Below are 6,213 nucleotides of genomic sequence, written 5' to 3' on the forward strand. Positions count from 1 at the left end.
AATATAACACCTGCTGCAACAGCTGGTTTTGTTGATCCAAAAACAGACTACGCAAGCTGGACACAGGATGAGCGTGACGCAAAGGCCAAAGAACTTTTGGCACAAGCTGGTTACGGTGCGGACAATCCACTTGAGTTCAATTTGTTGTACAATACGTCCGAAACGCACAAGAAAATTGCAACTGCGATTTCTGCGATGTGGTCACAAAAGCTTGGCGTAAACGCCATTCCAACCAACATGGAATGGAAAACAATGCTCGAGACGGGTCGCAACAAGGATTTTGATATGATCCGTTACGCTTGGATTGGCGATTACAACGAAGCTTCGACATTTCTTGATCTGCACCGCACAGATGGCGCGCAGAATTGGGCAAGTTACGCAAACCCTGAAGTTGACGCCTTGTTGGACGAAGCAAAAACATCGTCTGATCCAAATCCGGCTTATACAAAAATCGAGCAAATCCTGGCCCGCGATATGCCAGTTATGCCGATTTACCATTACACAAGTGTCATGATGAAAAACCCGGCGCTAAAAGGCTGGCCGATGGAAAACGTACAACAGAATTGGTACGCCAAGGACATGTACTTCACGGCAAACTAACTAAACGCAAAGAGGGTTCTGAATTAACCTTAGGCCCTATCTCCCTTTGACGTTCAAGCTGACCAATCCGCTAAGGCGGGTTGGTTTTTGCCTTAAATGTTTGGAGAGGTGGCAAGGGCCTGCGAAATCTCGTTCGCGGTTTTCATAGCGATCGGTGCCAATTTGTCGACCACTTCCTCCGGGCTCCATGCTCGGCCATGCACGCAGATATTCATGGAAGCGACCACTTTGCCTTGTCGTCCAAATATGGGCGCCCCCACAGTCAGCTCCCCATTGATGCATTCTTGAACCGCAGAAGCAAACCCATCTAACCGGGCTTGTGCGATCAAGGCCAAGATTTTGTCCTTATCGGTAATGGTATGTGGCGTGATCTGGCGCAGATTGGATTGCTCCACAATCTCTTTGGCAGCTTGCTCTGGCAATGCAGACAAATATGCCCTTCCACTTGAGGTGCAAAACATTGGTGCTCGCCCACCGATCGGCGGATTCACCAAATGTGAGTTTAAACTGGGCAGGCGCGTAATATAGATCACGTCAAATCCATGCGGCAGTGCCAGATTCACAGCTTCGCCGGATAACTCTCGCGCTTGCAACAAATAGGGCGCGGCAATGGATGAAAGCGGATCAGACGCAAGAAACGTGAATGAAAACTCTAATAGTTTTGCCGATGGGCGCAGTTGACGGCTTCGCTCATCACGCAGCAAATAGCCAAGCGATACCAGCGTATGACAGAACCGCTGGGCCGCGCTCTTGCCTAGCCCCGTTCGTTCAGAAATCTCTGACAAGCTTAGGGCAGATTTGTCGCCGCTAAACGCTTGTAAAACCCGAAGTGCTTTTTCAACGGACCCAACAAACAAAGCATCGCGTTGCGTGTCCGTTTCTTCGGTGTCGTTGTTATTTCCAGAAGGGCCACCATGATGATGGAATGATGTCGAAGAGTTGGTCATGTGGCCGCACAATCAATATAAGAATATTCGGTTGCATGTGCGCCATTTCCGTAAAAAAGACGCACAACATTCGAACTAACATATATGTCTAAGCTTTAAAGATAAAGCCCGACGTCGTGGTGAACCACTTAACTTGATTGGCCCGAGGATGCCAAGAGTTTAGGGTATCGACTAGCTCGAAGCCAGCCGGATCATGTGGTTGTCAAAATGAAGGCCATCGATTTCATCTGGTATCTGACCAATTGCGCCAAAACTGCCCGATCCAGTGCCGAACTGAAACCCAAAACCGGGCGCTGCCGCCAAAGCACACACATCACTCAACACCTGCACCTGCTGCACATTGCCGTATCGATCAAACACCATCGCCCGGTTGCCTTTCGGAGAGCTGACACAAATGTGTTCGCCATCGGCTGAGGTTTCAACCGAGCCAACATATCCTCGCAAATCACGCTGTAAATCACGCTCAATGTTCAAGAACTCAATTCCACCGTCCAACGACAATTTTGCGAGCAACGGCACGTCAGACTTCGCCTCCTCTTGCAACTGTCCACCAACCCAAACCACACGTCCATCGGCGGTTGCCATATGTCTTAGTGAGAGTTTGTGCCAAGCGAGTGGCGGCTCAAAACTGGCGGCAACAGAGCCGTCTTTAACGCTGAGCCAGCTAACGTTCGGCTTCATTGTGGCAAGGTTGAGTTTGGTACGCGAAAAGTCTGGATGCGTTTCAATTCCCCCGTTCGCCACAATCAAATATTGGTTGTCAACGCTCAACTGAATATCATGCGGCCCAATGCCGTTGGAATAGAATTCACCAATCCGTTCAATCTGTTGTGCACCAATCAAATAGACGCCGATAATGCCGCGCGCACCGTCGAAATCATTTTCCGTTGCATAGAAAAATTTGCCATCTGGCGAGAAAACGCCATGCCCATAAAAATGCCGACCCGCAACGGCGTCAACCTGACCAATTGGGCGCCCATTATGGACAAAAAGCGCAGCAAAAAGCCCCGGGCGACGGGCAAAAACCAAGATGTTGCCGCTGTTGGGGCATTGCACCACATCATGTCCGCGTGAGGGCAGTTTCTCGCTCGAGATCAATTGGCCTGATTGATTCAAAATGGCGAGACCAAATTCGCCATTTTTGAAACGACAGGTGGCGGCAAATAGTTGTTCTGACTTGTAAATTTCGGCGCGGGTCGGGGCACTTAGCGCGGCCAAAAAACCGCCGCCGGCCAGGGCCATAAAATCACGCCGTGACCACATATTAATCCCCATCGAGTGAGGAAAAACCTGCTGATTGGCCAAGGGCTTGCGCTAAATCCTGTCCCGCGATTTCTCCCATGGAACGCAAGACAACACCTAGATACTCTAGCTTGTTTCGCGCGTCAGAAATTGGTGCTTCAAGCACAAGAGTTTCAAGCTGCGACGCGCGAATGCCGTTCTTTGCTTCAAACAAATAGCTGTCGGCAACCCAATGATCTTCTTCGCCTAAAAGGTCATTAAAATCAACCGCTTCAGCAAATTTTCCAAGCGCAGTGATATTGGCCGCCATGCTTTTGAACGTGAGGCCACTGCGCCAAAACAGAGCTGACTTTGGTGCGGAAGATGCGGCACTTTCACCTAGATATTTCTTCAACCTTGTGTCGAAAATGATCTCAGGGCCATGTGCTACGACGCCCAGAATGTCCCGCATTGTTTCGCTATTGTTCCGGTATGTGTCACTTTTTTCATCCGGCGTTATCAACAGGTTACCGAAACCATCTGGTTTGGTCCATTCTGTGCTAATTTCGGCACCAACTTCGCGCAATGCACTCGCGATGGTTAGCCCATATTGGCACCGAAAACTGTTCTCTTTGTGCAAATCATCTTGAGCGCCAGTTCCGAAAAGCACAAACTCTAGAGCACCCAAACCCTGCAAGGCGACGCTTTTTTGCACCAAAGAGCCGATGGTGATCGCGCTCTCATCTTGTTGTGCGATGACCCGTTGAACTTGTTTTAATCCAATCGATTTTCGGTCGGGCCAAAACAAAATTCTTTCCAGCCGATTTTCCTGAAGAACAGGCCCAAAACGAATGACTTCAATATGGCTCCAACTGAGTGCCAAATCCGAGAATGCAGATTGGGCTGCGGTCAAAGCCTTGTCACTTGGCACCGTGCAAAGGGCGTCCATTGCTTCAATCTGCGCGTCCGCAGCGCTTTCAAAGGCTTGGTACCCCGGAATAATAAACTTATCGACAGCCCGTTGTTCGGCGCTATCGGCAAAAGCGGGAGCGGTGATAATGAGGGCGCAAATCGCGCTGGCAATTGTTCTGATCATAAGGAGTTTAAAAAGCTCAATAGTGAGGTTCGGTCAAGCCTATTCATTGCGACAATTTGATCGCGCGCCATTTGTGCCTCGCCCCCATGCCAAAGAATGGCTTCAAGCAGATTTCGGGCGCGACCATCATGCAAGAATTGCGTATGCCCAGACACGTCTTTAGTTAACCCAATTCCCCAAAGGGGAGGTGTGCGCCATTCGCGCCCGTTTGCGCTACCAACAGGACGACCATCGGCCAAGCCTTCGCCCATATCGTGCAAAAGCAGATCAGTATAGGGCCAGATTAACTGGAATTGCTGAGCAGGATTTGGCGCGTCTTTGCGGGTGACATATTTGGGCGTGTGGCAACCCGCACAACCTGAGCGATAAAAAAGTTCCTTGCCGCGCAACACTTGCGGATCATCCACATTTCGCCGCATGGGAACGGCCAAGTTTTGTGCATAAAAACTCACCAGCTCCAAAATCGGATCGGGCACTTCAGTATCGCCCTGGCTTTTCTGCACCCCATGCGGTGCTGCAAGACATTTGGGTTGACCTATTGTGCATTCACCCCAGTGTTTGGGAATGTCAGGGGATGATAGGCCAAGATCCCCTGCAAATGCCCCCGCGCTCTGCGCCCGCACACTGGCGTGCGAAGCTTTGTGGCCAAATCGGCCAATTTGTTTTTCATACCCTGCATAGGTAACCCAGCTCACGCGCCCAGAAATTCCATCACCATCCTGATCGCTTGGGTCTTGCTTTTGCAAAATATCATTGGGGTGAATTTGTTCGAGCAAACCAAGGCCAATCATCTGCGGTGCAATACGCGGTGAAATCATCACTTCGGCGTCGAGCGGGCCATAGTTCAAATCTGAAATGCTGTAGCTTGGTGCCCGCAAATAGGCGGTTTCACCATCGGCCAATTCTACTTTGATCTCTTCATATGTGACTTGCATTTGTCCTTCTGCAAGCAAACCCGGCACGGCCAGATCTTGCAGCTGACGGCCATAAGCTGGCTCTTCAATCACCTGCAATTCACCTGACGCAATCGCCGCCTTTTCCGCTGCAGTGCGTGGCGGCACGGAAAGGCGCAAAAACATAGAAACACGATCGTCTGTTGTGTTGGTCGGTGGGTGACCGCGCCCATCTTTTATGTGGCAAGATTGGCAAGCGCGCGCATTGAACAAGGGCCCAAGCCCATCAGATGCAAAAGTGGAAGATGGGGAGGAAACCCAGAGCTTTTCAAAAAAGGCGTTGCCAAGGTTAAACTTCTCTTCTTCCTCAAAAGTCAAATTGGCTGCGAAGTGTGAAAAGGCATCTCGTGACACCAACTTGCGAGACGTCGCCGCACCGCCTTGCATATTCTCAAACCGCTCTGGTTTGGAAAAATCATCAGTGATTTTTGTAGCTGCGTAGACTTTAGCGCGCGCAGAAGCGTTCAAATCGGCACGTTGCAAATCTTGTTCTTGTGCGGCCGCTTGTCCAACAAACATGGAGAAATATACAAGGCTAACCAAAAAGCTGCGGGCCAAATCAGATCTCCAACAAAGGTAAAGGGTCGCCAATTGGCGACCCTTTAAGTTCTTATTCAAAAACAGCGTTTGGATTATCCAAGCTATCTGAGCCTTCAATGGCCACATCAGCCAAATCAAGTTTAGCGACAACGCGTTCGATTGAGCGGGTTTGATCGATCAAGGCATCAATTGCTGCTTGTACAACGGCGTTGCCTTCTTCATTACCCTCGCCAATCATTTGGTCGTAGGCTTCAGTTGATGTGCGATCAACCATGAGCTGCATTTTAGCCATTGTGGCATCCAGCTTGCCGCGCAGTTCTTGGTCCAGATCTGCATCCACGTGAGCAATGAAATCTGCCAATGATGGTCCAGAAACAACTGAACCATCTACACGCGTATATTGCCCCAAATAGACATTCTGAATGCCTTTGGCGTCGTAGAAATGGGAGTTGTGCGTATTGTCAGAAAAGCAATCATGCTCTTCTTCTGGATCGTGCACCAAAAGGCCAAGGCGCATCCGCTCGCCTGCCAACTCGCCATAAGACAAAGAACCCATGCCGGTTAAAATGGTTGACAGGCCAGCCTTATCGTCAGCGGAAACAACAGCTTCTCGTGCCGCGCCACCTTGTGCCCATGCGGCCACCATTTCTTCCAAATCAGAAATTGTTAGTTCGGATGCGGCCTTGAGAAAGTCGCGCCGACGGTCGCAATTGCCACCGGTGCAATTGGCCACATCAAAATCGGTTGCCGGGCGATTGCCTGCACCTGGACCCGTACCATTTAGGTCTTGTCCCCAAAGTAAAAACTCTATGGCGTGATAGCCAGACGCCACATTGGCCTCAACACCACCAGCCTC

General features: G+C 50.3%; 6 protein-coding genes. 1 reads left to right on the forward strand and 5 read right to left on the reverse strand.

What is annotated here, in order from left to right; genetic code table 11:
• On the forward strand, positions 1–600 hold a 600-nt coding region (locus tag Q0231_RS04815; protein ID WP_299345761.1), incomplete at its 5' end, for an ABC transporter substrate-binding protein.
• A 92-nt stretch (positions 601–692) separates the two neighbouring features.
• Here Q0231_RS04815 and Q0231_RS04820 read toward each other — a convergent pair.
• The 5 genes from Q0231_RS04820 to Q0231_RS04840 all read right to left on the reverse strand — a co-directional run.
• Complete coding sequence (locus tag Q0231_RS04820) at positions 693–1,547, reverse strand: IclR family transcriptional regulator (RefSeq protein ID WP_299345763.1); 855 nt, start codon at positions 1,545–1,547, stop codon at positions 693–695.
• A 171-nt stretch (positions 1,548–1,718) separates the two neighbouring features.
• On the reverse strand, positions 1,719–2,810 hold the full coding sequence (locus Q0231_RS04825; protein WP_299345766.1) for a DUF1513 domain-containing protein: 1,092 nt from the start codon (positions 2,808–2,810) through the stop codon (positions 1,719–1,721).
• Between the two features lies 1 nt (position 2,811).
• Positions 2,812–3,864: an imelysin family protein gene (locus Q0231_RS04830; RefSeq protein ID WP_299345769.1), complete on the reverse strand. Its 1,053-nt coding sequence runs from the start codon at positions 3,862–3,864 to the stop codon at positions 2,812–2,814.
• Complete coding sequence (locus Q0231_RS04835) at positions 3,861–5,336, reverse strand: di-heme oxidoredictase family protein (RefSeq protein ID WP_299345775.1); 1,476 nt, start codon at positions 5,334–5,336, stop codon at positions 3,861–3,863. Before Q0231_RS04835 ends, Q0231_RS04830 begins: the two co-directional genes overlap by 4 nt.
• Positions 5,337–5,427: 91 nt before the next feature.
• The coding region (locus Q0231_RS04840; RefSeq protein ID WP_299345772.1) for an imelysin family protein at positions 5,428–6,213 on the reverse strand (786 nt) is incomplete at its 5' end.

This window comes from uncultured Maritalea sp. (assembly GCF_937139385.1).
GTDB lineage: Bacteria > Pseudomonadota > Alphaproteobacteria > Rhizobiales > Devosiaceae > Maritalea > Maritalea porphyrae_A.

What these genes read in the sequence shown, in the direction of transcription:
- Q0231_RS04820 (WP_299345763.1), bottom strand. Translation starts at nt 1,547, where the DNA reads ATGACCAACTCTTCGACATCATTCCATCATCATGGTGGCCCTTCTGGA.
- Q0231_RS04825 (WP_299345766.1), bottom strand. Translation starts at nt 2,810, where the DNA reads ATGTGGTCACGGCGTGATTTTATGGCCCTGGCCGGCGGCGGTTTTTTG.
- Q0231_RS04830 (WP_299345769.1), bottom strand. Translation starts at nt 3,864, where the DNA reads ATGATCAGAACAATTGCCAGCGCGATTTGCGCCCTCATTATCACCGCT.
- Q0231_RS04835 (WP_299345775.1), bottom strand. Translation starts at nt 5,336, where the DNA reads ATGTTTGTTGGACAAGCGGCCGCACAAGAACAAGATTTGCAACGTGCC.